15 protein-coding genes and 1 riboswitch are annotated in these 15,814 nt (G+C 72.1%); of the genes, 3 read left to right on the top strand and 12 right to left on the bottom strand.

The annotated features are described in order from the left end of the window. Nucleotides 1-244 precede the first annotated feature (244 nt). Nucleotides 245-874, top strand: a complete 630-nt coding sequence (locus tag HY68_RS22885) for a hypothetical protein (RefSeq protein ID WP_041991735.1) — start codon at nt 245-247, stop codon at nt 872-874. A 344-nt stretch (nt 875-1,218) separates the two neighbouring features. Then, nucleotides 1,219-3,144, top strand: coding sequence for an AAA family ATPase (locus HY68_RS22880; RefSeq protein WP_041996854.1), 1,926 nt, complete (start codon nt 1,219-1,221; stop codon nt 3,142-3,144). Between the two features lie 36 nt (nt 3,145-3,180). Here the strand turns inward: HY68_RS22880 and HY68_RS22875 are convergent, their stop codons facing one another. The 11 genes from HY68_RS22875 to HY68_RS22825 all read right to left on the bottom strand — a co-directional run bounded on the left by HY68_RS22875 (nt 3,181) and on the right by HY68_RS22825 (nt 13,364). Further along, the gene (locus HY68_RS22875) at nt 3,181-4,302 is read right to left on the bottom strand and encodes a hemolysin family protein (RefSeq protein ID WP_041991733.1); all 1,122 of its coding nucleotides are present in this window, start codon (nt 4,300-4,302) and stop codon (nt 3,181-3,183) included. Then, nucleotides 4,299-5,672 carry a hemolysin family protein gene (locus HY68_RS22870; protein ID WP_041991731.1) on the bottom strand — a complete coding sequence of 458 codons (1,374 nt, stop codon included), beginning with the start codon at nt 5,670-5,672 and terminating at the stop codon, nt 4,299-4,301. The genes HY68_RS22875 and HY68_RS22870 overlap by 4 nt, the downstream gene beginning before the upstream one ends. Nucleotides 5,673-5,854: 182 nt before the next feature. Further along, the gene (locus tag HY68_RS22865; protein WP_041991729.1) at nt 5,855-6,310 is read right to left on the bottom strand and encodes a PH domain-containing protein; all 456 of its coding nucleotides are present in this window, start codon (nt 6,308-6,310) and stop codon (nt 5,855-5,857) included. Beyond that, nucleotides 6,310-7,158 (bottom strand): ATP phosphoribosyltransferase, encoded by an 849-nt coding sequence (gene hisG, locus HY68_RS22860; RefSeq protein ID WP_041991727.1) that lies wholly within the window; start codon nt 7,156-7,158, stop codon nt 6,310-6,312. The genes HY68_RS22865 and hisG overlap by 1 nt, the downstream gene beginning before the upstream one ends. Nucleotides 7,159-7,236: 78 nt before the next feature. Further along, nucleotides 7,237-7,509, bottom strand: a complete 273-nt coding sequence (locus HY68_RS22855; protein ID WP_041991725.1) for a phosphoribosyl-ATP diphosphatase — start codon at nt 7,507-7,509, stop codon at nt 7,237-7,239. A 61-nt stretch (nt 7,510-7,570) separates the two neighbouring features. Further along, entirely contained in the window at nt 7,571-8,056 is a 486-nt protein-coding gene (gene ribH, locus HY68_RS22850) for a 6,7-dimethyl-8-ribityllumazine synthase (RefSeq protein ID WP_041991721.1), read from the bottom strand. 72 nt (nt 8,057-8,128) lie between these two features. Further along, nucleotides 8,129-9,418 (bottom strand): bifunctional 3,4-dihydroxy-2-butanone-4-phosphate synthase/GTP cyclohydrolase II, encoded by a 1,290-nt coding sequence (locus HY68_RS22845; RefSeq protein ID WP_041991719.1) that lies wholly within the window; start codon nt 9,416-9,418, stop codon nt 8,129-8,131. Further along, nucleotides 9,415-10,068 (bottom strand): nicotinamide mononucleotide transporter family protein, encoded by a 654-nt coding sequence (locus tag HY68_RS22840; protein ID WP_041991717.1) that lies wholly within the window; start codon nt 10,066-10,068, stop codon nt 9,415-9,417. The genes HY68_RS22845 and HY68_RS22840 overlap by 4 nt, the downstream gene beginning before the upstream one ends. Then, nucleotides 10,065-10,673, bottom strand: coding sequence for a riboflavin synthase (locus HY68_RS22835; RefSeq protein ID WP_041991715.1), 609 nt, complete (start codon nt 10,671-10,673; stop codon nt 10,065-10,067). Before HY68_RS22835 ends, HY68_RS22840 begins: the two co-directional genes overlap by 4 nt. Beyond that, nucleotides 10,674-11,831, bottom strand: coding sequence for a bifunctional diaminohydroxyphosphoribosylaminopyrimidine deaminase/5-amino-6-(5-phosphoribosylamino)uracil reductase RibD (ribD, locus tag HY68_RS22830; RefSeq protein ID WP_078863726.1), 1,158 nt, complete (start codon nt 11,829-11,831; stop codon nt 10,674-10,676). A gap of 143 nt (nt 11,832-11,974) precedes the next feature. Then, nucleotides 11,975-12,105, bottom strand: a riboswitch (FMN riboswitch). Between the two features lie 77 nt (nt 12,106-12,182). Beyond that, nucleotides 12,183-13,364, bottom strand: a complete 1,182-nt coding sequence (locus tag HY68_RS22825; protein WP_041991713.1) for an ROK family transcriptional regulator — start codon at nt 13,362-13,364, stop codon at nt 12,183-12,185. A gap of 127 nt (nt 13,365-13,491) precedes the next feature. On the opposite strand from HY68_RS22825, the gene HY68_RS22820 reads away from it, so the two are divergent. After that, nucleotides 13,492-14,706 carry an MFS transporter gene (locus tag HY68_RS22820; RefSeq protein WP_041991712.1) on the top strand — a complete coding sequence of 405 codons (1,215 nt, stop codon included), beginning with the start codon at nt 13,492-13,494 and terminating at the stop codon, nt 14,704-14,706. Between the two features lie 21 nt (nt 14,707-14,727). Here the strand turns inward: HY68_RS22820 and HY68_RS22815 are convergent, their stop codons facing one another. Continuing rightward, nucleotides 14,728-15,777 (bottom strand): glycoside hydrolase family 6 protein, encoded by a 1,050-nt coding sequence (locus HY68_RS22815; RefSeq protein WP_241778786.1) that lies wholly within the window; start codon nt 15,775-15,777, stop codon nt 14,728-14,730. Nucleotides 15,778-15,814: the final 37 nt, after the last annotated feature.

Here is a 15,814-nt window from a genome sequence, read left to right as displayed (position 1 = left end):
GCGGCCACCGTGGCGATCGCGGCGGCGAGGACGGTTCTGCGGGAGGTGGGCGTGGTCATGTGACCCCCGGTCGGAGACGGAAGGGTGACGGGCGGGCGGGTGACAACTGGTCAATCGCCGGTTCGGCCGTGCCCAACTATTGCCGCTCGGGGCCGTCTTCTGCCAGCGAAAGGCGACGACTCGCCAAAAGCAATATTGGTCTCGACCACTGGCGTGACCTGCGATGCCTCGTAAAGTAGGCCGAATGGACGACCCGAAGGAAGCGCCGGCCCCGACCGATCTGATCCGGTTGGGCGACACCCTGCGCGCCCTGCCGCCGTCCTGCGGTCCGGTGCGGCTCGTCGCGGTGGACGGGCACGCGGGGTCGGGGAAGAGCACCTTCGCCGACCGCCTCTCGGCCGCGCTCGGCGACGCGCCCGTCCTGCGCCTGGACGACCTCGCCAGCCACGAACAGCTCTTCGACTGGACGGACCGGTTCGCCGAGCAGGTGACGGGCCCGCTCTCGCGGGGCGCGAGCGCGCGGTACGCGCCGTACGACTGGACCGCGCGCCGGTTCCTCCCCCCACGCACCCTGGCGCCCGCGCCGGTGGTACTCGTCGAGGGGGTCGGGGCCGGGCGCCGGGCGCTGCGGCCGCTGCTCGCCCGTCTTTTCTGGATGGACCGGGACGCCGAGGCGTCCTGGCAGCGCGGCAGGCGCCGGGACGGACCCGAGCAGTCCGCTTTCTGGGACGACTGGATCAGGGCGGAGACAAGCCATTTCGCGGCCGATCCGTCCGTATCCTTCGCCGATGCCCTGGTACGGGAGACACCAGAGGGATATGTGGTGTCTTCGGGAACCGATGTGACACCAGGAGAGCACAGCGGCATCACGTAACGTGATCAGCCCTTCGCTCCATACTGAGCAGTCGGAAATCAGCCGGGCGAGTGCGCCAACTCCGCTTGACCGAGGGGCCGGACAGGTCTTACGTTCTCAATGTGCGGCTTTTCGGAGCCGCCGCAGACGCGAAGCCCCCGGTTGTTCCCCCGTGATCGGGGGCTTCGTTCTGCCCTCAACGCCCCTTTTCCGGCGCCACACCCCCCTTTCTGATCACTTTGGGTCACCGTCGGAGTGCTGAGCGGGGTCCCACGCTCCCTTAGTCGCACACCCCCTGCGCAGGTACGATGCATCCCGGTGCGGTCAATTCCCGTCCGCGAAGAGGTGTTTCGGTGGGGGACCAGATGAACATCGGCTCGCAGGGCGTGGGGGGCCCGGCCGACCTCGCCTGGATGCGCGGCGTGGACGCGTACACGATGGGCGCGTACCCGCAGGCGGAGGAAGAGTTCAGAACCGCCGTCCGGCTCGACCCCGCGATGGCCGACGGCTGGCTCGGACTGCACGCGCTGCGCGTCGACACCACGACGGCATTGCTGCGCATGTACAGCAACCGCGACCGCTTCGGCGAACAGCGCGCCCGGCACCGGCGCACCCTCAACTCCTGGTACTGGCTCGGCTGGTGGGTGCAGCCGGTGCTGGAGAGCGGGCGCGACCTGCTGCTCGCCCACGCGTCGCACTGGCTCGACGGGCGCCATGTGCCCGAGCTGGACCGGGCGCTGGCCGGGCTGCCGCCCGTGGACGCCGATCCGCAGGTGCGCTTCCTGCACGCCTGCCGGGCCTATCTCGTCAAGGACTGGGACCAGTTGGTCCGCCACACCGAACCGCTCGTCGACGACCCGCTGCTCGGCACCGAGGCCGGCCTGTTCGGCGGGATGGCCCGGGTCAGACTCGACATGTTCGGGCAGGCCGAGCCGCTGCTGGCGACCGCGCTGATGCGCTGCCGCAGCGAGCAGCCGCAGCGCAAGGAGCTGCGCTACTGGCTGGCCCGCGCCCATGAGGGCACCGGCCGCAGCGCCGCGGCCTTACCCCTCTACCGGGCGGTGCACCGGCTCGATCCCGCCTTCATGGACACGGCGGCCCGGCTCGCCGCGATCAACGACTCCGACGGGTACGAGACCTCGTACGACCCGGCCGACCCGGACGACCCGGCAGGACTCGCCTCGGTGGCGCTGGCCGGCTTCGGCCAGGACGTGGTGGAGGCGCAGAGCGACACCGACAACCCGCTCGGCGGCGACACGCGGTTCGGCGGTGAGGCGCCGCCGCTCCAGCCCCCGCTCGGCGGCGTGGGACCCACCGCCGTCACCCCCGACGACATACGCGAGAAGACGGGCCCGCCGAACCGGCACGCCGCTCCCCCACGGTTCCCCGAGGGCCCCACCGACCCCGAACTGCTCGCCGACGCACTGGCCGAGCTGGAGCGGATGGTCGGACTCGAACCGGTGAAGCGCCAGGTCAAGGCGCTCTCCGCGCAGTTGAACATGGCCCGGCTGCGGGCGGGCGAGGGACTGCCCGTACAGCCGCCGAAACGTCACTTTGTCTTCTCGGGCCCCTCCGGCACCGGCAAGACCACCGTCGCCCGCATCATCGGCCGAGTCTTCTACGCCCTGGGCCTGCTCGGCGGCGACCACCTGGTGGAGGCCCAACGGGCCGATCTGGTCGGCGAGTTCCTGGGCCAGACCGCGGTCAAGGCGAACGAGCTGATCGACTCGGCGATCGGCGGGGTGCTCTTCGTCGACGAGGCGTACAGCCTCTCCAACTCCGGCTACAGCAAGGGCGACGCGTACGGCGACGAGGCCCTTCAGGTGCTGCTCAAGCGCGCCGAGGACAGCAGGGACCATCTCGTGGTGATCCTCGCCGGCTATCCGGAGGGCATGGACCGGCTGCTCGCCACCAACCCCGGGCTCTCCTCCCGCTTCACCAGCCGGGTCGACTTCCCCAGCTACCGGCCGCTCGAACTGACCGCGATAGGCAAGGTGCTGGCGGCGGAGAACGGCGACGTGTGGGACGAGGAGTCGGTGGACGAGCTGCGCTCCATCAGCGGCCATGTCGTCGACCAGGCCTGGATCGACGAGCTGGGCAACGGCCGGTTCATCCGCACGCTGTACGAGAAGAGCTGCGCCTACCGGGACCTGCGGCTCTCCGGTTACACCGGCACACCGACCCGCGACGACCTGGCCACCCTGCGGCTGCCCGACCTGATGCAGGCGTACGGCGAGGTGCTGTCCGGGCGCGGCCCGGTCAACCGGCCGCAGGACCCGCCGGGACTGTGATCCCGGCGGGCACCCACGGCCACACGGCGCCAGACCTCAGCCGGCCAGCACCTGCTCGCTCTGGTCGGCGCGCTGCCCGGGCTGGTCGGCACGCTGCTCGCTGACGACGGCCTGCTGCGGCTCGCCGTCCCGGTGCGACGGGTCGCGCACCTCACCGACCAGCATCTCCAGGACGTCCTCCAGGGCGACCAGGCCGAGCACCCGGCCCGAGCCGTCCGCGACCTGCGCGAGGTGCGTGGCGGCGCGGCGCATCACCGTCAGGGCGTCGTCCAGCGGCAGTTCGGCCCGCAGCGTCGCCATCGGCCGCCAGACGTGCTGCGGCACGGCGCGCTCCCGCTCCTCCAGGTCCAGGACGTCCTTCACGTGCAGATAGCCCATGAAGGCGCCGTTGCCCTCGGCGCACACCGGGAAGCGCGAGTAGCCGGTGCGTACCGTCAGCTCCTCGATCTCCCGCGGCGTGACCGCGGGGGTGACCGTGATCAGTCCCGCCCGGGTGAGCAGCACATCGGTGACGGGCCTGCTGCCCAGCTCCAGGGCGTCCTCCAGGCGTTCCTGCGCCTCAGGTTCGAGCAGTCCCGCCTGGCCCGAGTCCTCGACGAGCCGGTTGAGCTGCTCGCTGGTGAAGACGGCCTCCACCTCGTCCCTCGGCTCGACCCGGAAGGCCCGCAGCACCAGCCGGGCGCAGGCGCCCAGCGCGGCGGTGACGGGACGGCAGAGCCGGGCGAAGCCGACCAGGCCGGGGCTGAGCCACAGCGCGGTCTTCTCGGGGGCCGCCATGGCGAGGTTCTTGGGCACCATCTCACCGATGACCAGATGCAGCGAGACCACCAGGGCCAGCGCGATGACATAGCCCAGCGGGTGCACCACACCGTCCGGCAGCCGGGCCGCGTGGAACAGCGGCTCCAGCATCCGCGCCACCGTCGGCTCGGCGACGGCGCCGAGCGTCAGGGAGCAGATCGTGATGCCGAACTGGGCCGCCGCCATCATCTGCGGCAGATGTTCCAGCCCGTGCAGCACCTGCCGGGCACGCGCCGAGCCACGGGCCGCGTGCGGCTCGATCTGGCTGCGGCGCACCGAGACGAGGGCGAACTCGGCCCCCACGAAGAACCCGTTGGCGAGGACCAGCAGCACGGCGAAGAGGAGTTGCAGGGCGCTCATCGCACACTCCCCGCCGTGGCGCGTACGTCGTCGTTCTCGGTACGGGCGTCGGCCGCCACGTCACCGATACGGACCAGCCGGACGCGCTCGGCGCGGTACCGGTCGACCTGGCGTACCGACAGCCGCCAGCCGGGCAGCTCGGCGCGGTCCCCGGGGGCGGGGATCCGGCCCAGCAGGTCGGCGACGAGGCCCGCCAGGGTCTCGTACGGCCCGTCGGGGACGTCGAGGCCGATCCGCCGCAGGACGGGCACCCGGGCGCTGCCGGAGGCCTCCCAGGCGGGGCTGCCGTCCTCGGACGGCGCGGGCGCCAGCTCGGGCCGCCCGTCGCCCTCGGCGTCGTGCTCGTCGCGCACCTCGCCGACCAGCTCCTCGATGATGTCCTCCAGCGTGACGACGCCGGCCGTACCGCCGTACTCGTCGACCACGACGGCTATCGGCTGTTCGCTGCGCAGCCGCGCGAGCAGCTGCTGCACGGGCAGCGTCTCGGGCACCAGCAGCGCGGGCACCGCGATCCGGCCCGCCGGGGTCCGCAGCCGTTCGGTCTCGGGTACGGCGAGCGCGTCCTTGAGATGCACCATGCCCACGATCTCGTCGATGCGTTCGCGGTAGACGGGGAAGCGGGAGAGCCCGGTGGCCCGGGTGAGGTTGAGGACGTCGGCCGCCGTCGCGTCGGACTGCAGGGCGCTCACCTTCACCCGGGGGGTCATCACGTGCTGGGCGGTGAGCCCGCCGAGCGAGAGGGTGCGTACGAACAGGTCGGCGGTGTCCTGTTCGAGGGTGCCCGCCTGGGCCGAGTGGCGGGCCAGGGAGACCAGTTCGCCGGGCGTACGGGCCGAGTCCAGCTCGTCCGTCGGCTCGACGCCCAGCATCCGGACGAGCCGGTTGGCCACCGTGTTGAGCAGGGAGATCAGCGGCCGGAACGTGGCGGTGAAGACATGCTGCGGTCCGGCCACGAACCGGGCGACCTGGAGCGGTCGCGAGACCGCCCAGTTCTTGGGTACGAGCTCGCCGATCACCATCTGCACGGCGGAGGCGAGCAGCATGCCGATCACCACCGCGATCCCGGACGCCGCCCCTTCGGGCAGCCCGGTCGCCGTGAGCGGTCCGTCGAGCAGGCTCGCGAGCGCGGGCTCGGCCAGCATGCCGACGACGAGCGAGGTGATGGTGATGCCCAGCTGGGTGCCGGAGAGCTGGAAGGAGAGTTCCCGCAGCGCCTTGACGACGGTCAGGGCGCGCCGGTCACCGGCGGCGGCGGCACGCTCGGCGTCCGGCCGGTCCACGGTGACGAGGCCGAATTCCGCCGCCACGAAGAAGCCGTTGGCGAGGATCAGCAGGAGTGCCGCGGCGAGCAGCAGAAGGGGGATGGTCATGCCGCCGCCTCTTCGAAGGGGGCGGCGCAGGTACTACCGGACGATCCGTCCATTGCTGGAGGGAGTCACTCCTCGGGTCGCAGGTGCCCCGCCGGCCGGTCGCGGCCGTGGGTGCGGGGCGGGGCGCACTTCGGCGCCCGTGCCAACAGAGTAATCAAGTCGGCGGCGTGGGCGTCAGGGGCTCAGCCGGTCTCTGTTCCCGTGCCGTGCGATTCGGTGAGCGCGCGCAGGGCGCGAGCGTCCCTGATGGCGTGCTGCCTGGCGATCCCGGGCTGGATCCCCAGCGCCGGCATGCTGCTGCCGTCGCTGAGGTCGAGGAAGACCCACGGGTCGCCCTGGCGCAGATTGACCCGCAGGATCTCGGCCCAGGCGAGGCGCCGGGTGCGGGTGAGATTCACGACAGTGACGCCGGTCTCGTCGGCGACGACCTTGGGCCGGCTGAGCACGGCGAGCACGGCGCAGAACAGCGCGGCCGTGACGATGAAGCTCAGCCGTTCCGCGGGGCGCACCTTGTCCAGGAGCAGCGAGACGGCCGTGATCACGGCGAACAGGACGACACCGACGCTCAGCAGCACGACCCGGGTGCGGGTCGGCCGGAACGTGACGGGCAGGGCGGGCGCCCCCGGCTGGTCGCTCATCACAGGCGGCAGGCGTGGATGGCGGTGGTCAGGATGGCGCGGGCGCCCAGCTCGTACAGATCGTCCATGATCCGCTGCGCCTCCTTGGCGGGGACCATCGCGCGGACGGCGACCCAGCCCTCGTTGTGCAGCGGGGAGACGGTCGGTGACTCAAGACCGGGGGTGAGGGCCACGGCGCGCTCCAGGTGCTCGGCGCGGCAGTCGTAGTCCATCATCACGTAGCTGCGGGCCACCAGGACGCCCTGGAGCCTGCGCAGGAACTGGCGCACCTTGGGCTGGTCGCCGTCGGCGCCGGTGCGGCGGATGACGACCGCCTCCGAGGTCATGATCGGCTCGCCGATCACTTCGAGTCCGGCGTTACGCATCGACGTACCGGTCTCGACCACGTCCGCGATGACCTGCGCCACCCCCAGCTCGATGGCGGTCTCGACGGCCCCGTCGAGGTGGATCACGGCGGCGTCCACCCCGTTGTCCGCGAGGTGCTTGGCGACGATGCCCTCGTACGAGGTCGCGACGGTCATCCCGCCGAAGTCGGCGAGGCCGGTCGCCGTGCCGGGCTTGGCGGCGTAGCGGAAGGTGGAGCGGGCGAAGCCGAGCGGCAGGATCGCCTCGGCGTCGGCGCCGGAGTCCAGCAGCAGGTCCCGGCCCGTGATGCCGATGTCGAGCCGGCCCGAGCTGACGTAGATCGCGATGTCGCGGGGGCGGAGGTAGAAGAACTCGACGTCGTTCTCCGGGTCGACGAGGACGAGTTCCTTGGATTCCTTGCGCTGCTGGTAGCCGGCTTCATGGAGCATCGCCGACGCAGGCCCGGAGAGTGAACCCTTGTTGGGAATGGCGATGCGCAGCATGAGATCGGCTTCCTTTGGTGCGAAGGGGTGGCGACGGGGCTGTGGCGGGGACGCGGGAGGGTGCGGTGGCGGCGATGCTCAGAGATGGGCGTAGACGTCGTCGAGGGAGATCCCGCGCGCGACCATCATCACCTGGACGTGGTAGAGCAGCTGCGAGATTTCCTCGGCGGCGGCGTCGTTGCCTTCGTACTCCGCTGCCATCCACACCTCGGCCGCCTCTTCGACGACCTTCTTCCCGATGGCGTGTACGCCTTTGCCCACCAGCTCCGCGGTGCGGGAGGTGGCGGGGTCGGCGGTCGCGGCCTTGTGCTGGAGCTCGGTGAAGAGCTCCTCGAACGTCTTCTTCGGCATGGTGACGCTTACTTTACGCGGCTTCCGGAGGGGTCCTGGCGCCAGGTCCTGACGCCGGGACCTAACGCCAGGGTTCGGCGACGGTACGCAGCGTGGCGGCCGTGGCGACGGCGGCGGTGACCGCCTCGTGCCCCTTGTCCTCGCGGGACCCCTCGATACCGGCGCGGTCCAGCGCCTGCTCCTCGGTGTCGCAGGTGAGGACGCCGAAGCCGATGGGGACGCCGGTGTCGACCGAGACCTGGGTGAGGCCCTGGGTGACGCCCTGGCACACGTACTCGAAGTGCGGGGTGCCGCCCCGGATGACGACACCGAGGGCGACGACGGCGTCGTACCCCCGGCCGGCCAGCACCTTGGCCACGACGGGGAGTTCGAAGCTGCCGGGGACGCGCAGCAGCGTCGGCTCGTCGATGCCCAGCTCGTGCAGGGCGCGCAGCGCGCCGTCCACGAGGCCGTCCATGACCTTCTCGTGCCACTGCGCAGCGATCACGGCGACTCGCAGATCGCCGCAGTTCTTCACACTCAGTTCGGGTGCGCCCTTGCCGCTCACGTCTCTCCTCGGTGCTCTTGTCTTCGGTGGTGGTTACTGGTTCTTCTGTGGTGGTAAGTGGTCGCGCGGTGCTTACTGGTTGCCGCAGGCGGCGGCGCCCGCGGGGTCGAGCCAGGGCAGGTCGTGGCCCATCCGGTCCCGCTTGGTGCGCAGATAGCGGAGGTTGTGCTCGCCTGCCTGTACGGGCATCGGCTCGCGCCCGGTGACCGTCAGGCCGTGGCTGACGAGCGCCGCCGTCTTCTCCGGGTTGTTGGTCATCAGCCGCAGGCTGTGCACGCCGAGGTCGTCGAGGATCTGCGCGCCCGCCGCGTAGTCGCGTGCGTCGGCGGGCAGGCCGAGTTCCAGATTGGCGTCGAGGGTGTCGCGGCCCTGCTCCTGGAGTTCGTAGGCGCGCAGCTTCGACAGCAGCCCGATGCCACGCCCTTCGTGGCCGCGCAGATAGACGACGACGCCGCGGCCCTCCTCGGTGACGCGCTCCATGGAGGCGTGCAACTGCGGGCCGCAGTCGCAGCGCTGGGAGCTGAAGATGTCACCCGTCAGGCATTCGGAGTGGACCCGTACGAGCAGGTCCTCGCCGTCGCCGATGTCGCCGTGCACCAGGGCGACATGCTCGACGCCGTCGACCGTGGAGCGGTAGCCGTACGCGGTGAACTCGCCGAAGGCGGTGGGCAGCCGGACCTGCGCCTCGCGCCGTACGGTCGGCTCCGAGGTGCGGCGGTAGGCGACCAGGTCCTCGATGGAGATGATCGTCAGGCCGTTCTTGCGCGCGAACGGGATCAGTTCGGGCAGGCGCAGCATCACGCCGTCCTCGCCTGCGATCTCCACGATCGCGCCCGCCGGGCGCAGTCCCGCGAGCCGGGCGAGGTCGACGGCCGCCTCGGTGTGTCCGTTGCGTACGAGCACACCGCCGGGCCGGGCGCGCAGCGGGAAGACATGGCCCGGCCTGACGAAGTCGCCGGCCTGGGCGGCGCCGCCGGCCAGCAGCCGCAGGGTGGTGGCCCGGTCGGCGGCCGAGATGCCGGTGGTGACGCCGTGGGCGGACCCGGCGTCGACGGAGACCGTGAAGGCGGTGCGCATGGACTCGGTGTTGTGGTCGACCATCTGCGGCAGTTCGAGCCGGTCGAGTTCGTCGCCCTCCATGGGGGCGCAGATCAGTCCGCGGCACTCGCTCATCATGAAGGCGACGATCTCGGGGGTGGCCTTCTCGGCCGCGATGACCAGGTCTCCCTCGTTCTCGCGGTCCTCGTCGTCGACGACCACCACGGGGCGGCCCGCTGCGATGTCCCTGATGGCCTGCTCGACCGGGTCGAGGGCCAGGTCCTCGACGTTGTCGGTGGAATACCAGGTGGGCAGTGCGGTCATGCTGCTGCTCCTTCCAGAGCCACGGTGGTGCTACGGCGCGAGCGCAGCCACCAGTCGCGCATCCCCCACAGGACGAGGGCGAGATAGATCACGTACACAAGACCGGAGAAGGCGAGTCCGCTGTTGAACGCGAGCGGCACGCCGACCACGTCGACCAGCAGCCAGGCGAACCAGAACTCCACGAGCCCGCGCGCCTGCGCGATCATCGCGGCGAGCGTGCCGACGAAGATGTACGCGTCGGGCCAGGGATTCCAGGACAGTTCGGGAACGGCGACGAACAGTCCGCCGACGGCGAGCGTGCCGACGGCCGTGCCGCCGGCGAGCAGACCGCGTTCGCGCCAGCTCGCGAAGCGGATGGCGATGGCCCCGTCCTGGGCCTGCCGACTGCCGCGCTGCCACAGCCGCCAGCCCCACAGCGCGACGCCTATGACGAGGAGTTGCTTGCCGATGCCGCCGCTGAGGTTGGCCTGGGCGTAGGCGGCGACGAGGATGACGCCTGAGACGAACTGCGCGGGCCAGGTCCAGATCGAACGGCGCCAGCCGAGCGCGAGCGCGATCAGGCCGATGGTGTTGCCGATCATGTCGGACCAGAGGATGTGCTGGCCGAAAGCGGTGAAGGCCTCGCTGTTCAGCCACGAGACGGTGTTCACGGGGCGGGCTCCTCGGCTCGGTCGCCGAGCAGCCGCTCGACGTACTTCGCGATGACGTCGACTTCGAGGTTGACCGGGTCGCCGGGCCCCTTGATGCCGAGGGTGGTCGCTTCGAGGGTGGTGGGGATGAGGCTGACGGTGAAGTAGTCGGGTCCCGCGTCGACCACCGTGAGGCTGACGCCGTCCACGGTGATGGAGCCCTTCTCCACGACGTAGCGGGTGAGTTCGGCGGGGAGCGAGATCTTGACGATCTCCCAGTTCTCGGAGGGCTTGCGCTCCACGACGGCGCCCCTGCCGTCGACATGGCCCTGGACGATGTGCCCGCCGAGCCGGCCGCCGAGGGCCATGGGCCGCTCCAGGTTGACCCGGGAGCCGGTCGTCAGGGCGCCGAGGCTGGAGCGGTTCAGGGTCTCGGCCATCACGTCGGCGGTGAACTCGCCGTCGGCGAGGTCCACGACGGTCAGGCAGACGCCGTTGACGGCGATCGAGTCGCCGTGTTTCGCGCCGTCGGTCACCAACGGGCCACGCAGCCGGAACCGACAGGAGTCGCCGAGGTTGTCGACGGCGGTGACCTCACCCAGCTCTTCGACGATTCCGGTGAACACTCAGATCTCCTTCGTGGCGTGGTCGGTTGTGGCGTGCGCGGCTGTGGGCCGCGCGGTTGTGGCGTGGGGTTCGGTGGCGTCGGCCGGGGTCGCGGTGATCCGCAGATCCGCGCCGACGCGTACGGACTCCGTCATCCGCAGTCGCAACGCGTCGCCGATCGTGGTGATTCCGGCCTCGCCGAGCGCGTGGGGTCCGGCGCCGAGCAGGACGGGGGCGAGATAGCCGACGACCTGGTCGACGGCGCCCGCGGCGACGAAGGAGCCGGCCAGGGTCGGGCCGCCTTCGAGGAGTACGGAGCGCACACCGCGCTCGTGCAGGACCGCCAGCAGCGCGGGTACGGACAGGCCGCGGGCGGCGCGCGGCAGCCGGACGACGTCCTTGAGGTGGCCGGCCGCGCTGAGGTCGGCGTCCTCGGCGACGGCGACCAGGGTGGCCGCCGTGTCGTCCAGGATCCGGGCGCCGGGGCGTACGGCGGTGGCCCCGGTGTCCACGACGACCCGCAGCGGCTGGACGGCGCCCTCGATGTCACGGGCGGCGAGGTGCGGGTCGTCGGTGCGGGCGGTGCCCGAGCCGACGATCACGGCGTCGGCCTCGGCGCGCAGCCGGTGCACGTCGGCGCGCGACTCGGGTCCGGTGATCCAGCGGCTGGTGGTGTCGGCCGCCGCGATCCGGCCGTCGAGCGTCGCCGCGTACTTCCAGCGGACGAAGGGCCTGCCGCGCCGTACGGACGTCAGCCAGGCGATGTTGCCGGCCTCGGCCTCCTCGGCGAGCAGCCCGCGCCCGACGCTGACCCCGGCGGCGCGCAGGGTGTCGGCACCGCCGGTGGCCTGCGGGTTCGGGTCGGCGACCGCGTGCTGGACGCGGGCGACGCCGGCCTCGACGAGGGCCTGGGCGCACGGCCCGGTGCGGCCGGTGTGGTTGCAGGGTTCGAGGGTGACGTACGCGGTGCCGCCCCTGGCCCGGTCGCCGGCGGCGCGCAGCGCGTGGATCTCGGCGTGCGGTCCGCCGGCCCGCTGGTGGTAGCCCTCGCCGACGAGGCGGCCCGAGGCGTCGAGGATCACGCATCCGACGACCGGATTGGGGCTGGTGGAGCCGAGGCCACGGGCGGCGAGCTCGACGGCTCGGTGCATGGCGGCGATGTCGGCCTGGTCGGCCACCGGGTCCTCCTGCCTCTTCGGGCACGGACTCCGGGGCCTGTCGATGACGACAGAGAAAACGAGACAACCACGGCAACGCCAGGTCCGGTGACGGGGACCGTCCGAGGACGGTCCGCCTGCGGCGGCGTACCGATGCCGACTCGCCGCGCACTGCCTCCCATCCGGACTTTCACCGTCGGTCCAGGAATCTCACCTGGTCAACCGGCCGCTGGCTGCGGACGGGTCGCGGACTGTAACCGCCGGTTCGGAATTACACCGACCCCGGAGTGCGCTGCTTCTGGTACGCACCCAGTGTGCCACGTCTGATCGTCGGCCATACGGGTGGTGGTCTGTGCACTGGATCACAGGCGGTCACCCGGCGGGCGCGAACAGTGCGTCCTGCGCCGCGTCGCGCGCCGTGAGCAGCGCCCCGCGCAGCACGGCGGCCCCGCCGAGCGACCCGGCTCTGACCTCGGTGCGCAGCGGGGACATGAGCGCGAGCCTGGCCTCGACGCGGGCGGCCAGATCCTCGCCGCCCGCGTGGCCGGTCTCGCCCGCGAGCACGACACGGCCGGGGTCGAGTACGGCGCTGACCGCCGCGGCGCCGACGACCAGCCGGTCGGCGAGCGCGTCGAGGAAGGGGTCGCCCGCCGCTCCCGCCGCGCGTGCGGCCCGTACGAAGGCGGCGGCCGGCGGCTCCTGCCGCGCCCCGGGCAGCGCGGACAGGCCGTATTTCACGGCGAGTTCACAGACGGCGACCGAGCCGCCCAGGCTGTGGAAGCCGCCTTCGCAGGAGATCGCCGACGGCAGTTGAGAGGTGCCGGGCACCGGCAGGAAGGCGACCTCGCCCGCGCCGCCCGAGATGCCGCGCCGGAGTTTCCCGTCGAGCATGACGGCGGCGCCCACGCCGTGGCCGAGCCAGAGCAGGACGAAGGTGTCCAGGCCGCGCGCGGCGCCCAGCCGCTGTTCGGCGAGGGCGGCGAGATTGGTCTCGTTCTCCACGAGGACGGTGGCGGGCAGCCGCTTGTGCAGGGCGGCGACGAGGCTGCGGTGCCAGGCCGGCAGCCCGGTGGTGTCGCGCAGTTCGCCGGTCGCGGGGTCGACGAGGCCGGGCGCGCCGATGCCCACGCTGTGCAGCGGCGCCGCCCCCGCTTCGGCGGCCGTGCGCTCCAGTACGGCGACGGCCTGTTCGACGGCGCTCTCGCCGCCCGTACCGCTGTCGATCGGCAGGACCGCCTCGGCGAGCGTGCTGCCGAGCAGGTCGGCGACGACGACGGAGACGCTGCCGGTGCGGACGTCGAGGGCCGCGAGATGGGCCCGGTCGGCGACGATCCCGTACACGCGCGCGTTCGGGCCACGCCGCCGGTCACCGGTCTCGCCCACGACCTGGATCAGCCCCGACTCGATGAGCCGTTCCACGAGATCGGCGACGCTGGGCCGGGAGAGGCCGGTCAGCACCTTGAGCTGACCTGCCGTCAGCGGCCCTTCCTGCTGGAACAGTCGCAGGGCGAGCCGGTCGTTGATGGCTCGGGCGGTACTCGGGGATGCGGCCATGGCGGCGATCCTTCCACGTCCCTGGCGCATTAACGCGCTATTTATCAGGCAGGCTTCCTGATAGTTTACGCATCGCAACGGGGACCAGGCGTGCGCCACACGCTTCTCAGGGGGAGGACGGAACGAAATGACGAAGGAAGCGGTCGACAACAGGCAGCGGCTGCGGAGGGCGCGGTTCGCCGTGGCCGCGGTGTTCTGCGTCCACGGCGCCGTCACCGGCAGCTTCGCCACCCGTATCCCCTGGATCCAGGACCACACCGGGGTCAGCGCGGGCCAGCTCGGGCTCGCGCTCGCCTTCCCCGCCATCGGTTCGGTGACGGCGATGCCGCTGGTCGGCACGATCGGCCACCGGCTCGGCGCCCGCGCCGCGCTGCGCATCCTGCTCGCCCTGTGGACCCTGGCGCTGATCCTGCCCGCGCTCTCCCCGAACCTCGTCACGCTCTGTCTGGCGCTGTACGTGTACGGCGCGACGTCCGGGATGTCGGACGTGGTGATGAACGGCATCGGGGTGGAGACCGAGAACCGGCTCGGTAAGTCGATCATGTCCGGGCTGCACGGGATGTGGAGCGCGGGCGCGCTGATCGGCTCGGCCTCGGGCGCGCTCGCCGCGCATCTCGGCAGCGACGCACGGCTGCACCACCTGCTGGCCGCGCTCGTGCTCACCGCGCTCGGACTGATCTTCTGCCAGGGCGTGCTCGACGTCCGCAGCGCACCGGAGGCCGACGCGCCGCCCAGCTTCGCGCTGCCGCCGAAGAGCGCGCTGATCATCGGCACGATCGGGTTCTGCGCGGTGTTCGCCGAGGGCGCGAGCCTCGACTGGTCTGCGGTCTATCTCCGCGACGTGCTGCACACCTCCCCCGGTCTGGCGGCGGCCTCGACCACCGCCTTCACGCTCACCATGGCCATCACCCGGATCGCCGGGGACCGGGTGGTCGACCGGTTCGGCGCGGTGAAGACCGTACGGGTGGGCGGGGTGTTCGCCGCCGCGGGCGGTCTGCTGGTGGTGACGGCGCCGAATCCGGCGCTCGCCATGACCGGCTTCGCCTTCATCGGGCTCGGCGTCGCCGTGGTCGTACCGCTGGCCTTCGCGGCGGCGGGCCGCAGCGGGCCGAACGCCAACCAGGCCATCGCCGGGGTCGCCACCATCACGTACACCTCGGGGCTCGTCGCCCCTTCGGCGATCGGCGGCATCGCCAACGCGACGTCCCTGACGACGTCGTTCGGCCTGGTGACGCTGCTGACCTTCGGACTCGTCGCGGGCGCGGGCGTGTTGCGCGCGGGACGCACGGCGAAGATCGCCGACGCCGCCCTGCCCGGCGCGCTGGAGAGCCCACAGAAGTAACCCGGCCCTCGCGCATCGCGCTCAGCCGGTGGCCAGCTCGTAGGCGTAGTCGGCGGTGAACGATCCGGCCGCGCCCTTGCAACCGTCCGACTCACCCGGCGACTTGACCCACAGATAGGCGTCGATCCGGGCCTCGCCGGTCCGGGTCGTCGGCGCCTGCCCCAGCGCCCGGCCGGCCGGGTCGCACCACTCGTCCCCCGGCGGCGCGCCGTTGCCGTTGCGGCTGGTGTCGATCACGGCGCCGAGCCGCGCGGGGCCGCCGAGCGCGGCGAGCACCGCGCGTGCGTAGCGCGCCTCGTCGGCCGTGCGGTGGAAGTTGGACACGTTGGTGAAGATGCCGTCGCTGCTCCCGGCGGCGTCGGCGGCCCGCAGCAGACCGGCCTGTTTCGTGGCGGAGTTCCAGCCGGAGTGGCCACCGTCGAAGTACACCTTCGCCGCCGGGTCGGCGGCGTGCAGCGTACGGCCGGCCCGTGCCAATGAGGCGTAACGGGCGGCGCGCCGCGCCGCGTCGAGGCATTCGTTCTCGGCGATCGCGTCGGGTTCGAGTATCACGATGACCTCGCGGGAGCCGAGGCCGCGCGCGAAGTTCCGTATCCACCCGTCGTACGCGGCGAGATCGGGTGCACCGCCGTCCGAGGCGCCCCCGCAGTCGCGTTGCGGAATCACGTACGGCACGAGCACCGCGGTCCGGCCGGCCGCCGCGGCGCGCGACGTGACGGACCGCACCTCGCCGGTGATCGAGCCGGGGTCGTACGCGTCGAACCAGACCGCCTCGGGCCGCGCGGCGATCCGGGACTCGATCACCGGTCGGCGCGGGTCGTCGCGGTGCGCGCCGACCCACTCGCCGACCTGGGTGTCGGGATGGCGGTAGAGCGCGGTCGCCGGGCGCGCCTTGGGGGCGGCCCGCTTGACCGGTTTCTTCGACGGGGAGGCCGTGGGCGACGGCGAGGGGGACGGCTCCGTGGCGACCGGTGAGGGCGAAGGGGGCGCGAGCGAAGGCGCGGGAGCGACACGGGAAGCGGAACTCGCCGTGTCCGCAGGCCCCGGCCCCGGTCCGCCCGTGGCGACCAGCGTCCCGACGAGCGCGCCCGCGGCCACGACGGCGGAG

It is taken from the genome of Streptomyces sp. AcH 505, from assembly GCF_000818175.1.
In the GTDB taxonomy this organism is placed as follows: domain Bacteria; phylum Actinomycetota; class Actinomycetes; order Streptomycetales; family Streptomycetaceae; genus Streptomyces.
The sequence above is the reverse complement of the archived record's forward strand: the minus strand, read 5'-3'. Positions and strand labels throughout refer to the sequence as shown.

What these genes read in the sequence shown, in the direction of transcription:
- HY68_RS22885 (WP_041991735.1), top strand. Translation starts at nt 245, where the DNA reads ATGGACGACCCGAAGGAAGCGCCGGCCCCGACCGATCTGATCCGGTTG.
- HY68_RS22880 (WP_041996854.1), top strand. Translation starts at nt 1,219, where the DNA reads ATGAACATCGGCTCGCAGGGCGTGGGGGGCCCGGCCGACCTCGCCTGG.
- HY68_RS22875 (WP_041991733.1), bottom strand. Translation starts at nt 4,302, where the DNA reads ATGAGCGCCCTGCAACTCCTCTTCGCCGTGCTGCTGGTCCTCGCCAAC.
- HY68_RS22870 (WP_041991731.1), bottom strand. Translation starts at nt 5,672, where the DNA reads ATGACCATCCCCCTTCTGCTGCTCGCCGCGGCACTCCTGCTGATCCTC.
- HY68_RS22865 (WP_041991729.1), bottom strand. Translation starts at nt 6,310, where the DNA reads ATGAGCGACCAGCCGGGGGCGCCCGCCCTGCCCGTCACGTTCCGGCCG.
- hisG (WP_041991727.1), bottom strand. Translation starts at nt 7,158, where the DNA reads ATGCTGCGCATCGCCATTCCCAACAAGGGTTCACTCTCCGGGCCTGCG.
- HY68_RS22855 (WP_041991725.1), bottom strand. Translation starts at nt 7,509, where the DNA reads ATGCCGAAGAAGACGTTCGAGGAGCTCTTCACCGAGCTCCAGCACAAG.
- HY68_RS22845 (WP_041991719.1), bottom strand. Translation starts at nt 9,418, where the DNA reads ATGACCGCACTGCCCACCTGGTATTCCACCGACAACGTCGAGGACCTG.
- HY68_RS22825 (WP_041991713.1), bottom strand. Translation starts at nt 13,364, where the DNA reads ATGGCCGCATCCCCGAGTACCGCCCGAGCCATCAACGACCGGCTCGCC.
- HY68_RS22820 (WP_041991712.1), top strand. Translation starts at nt 13,492, where the DNA reads ATGACGAAGGAAGCGGTCGACAACAGGCAGCGGCTGCGGAGGGCGCGG.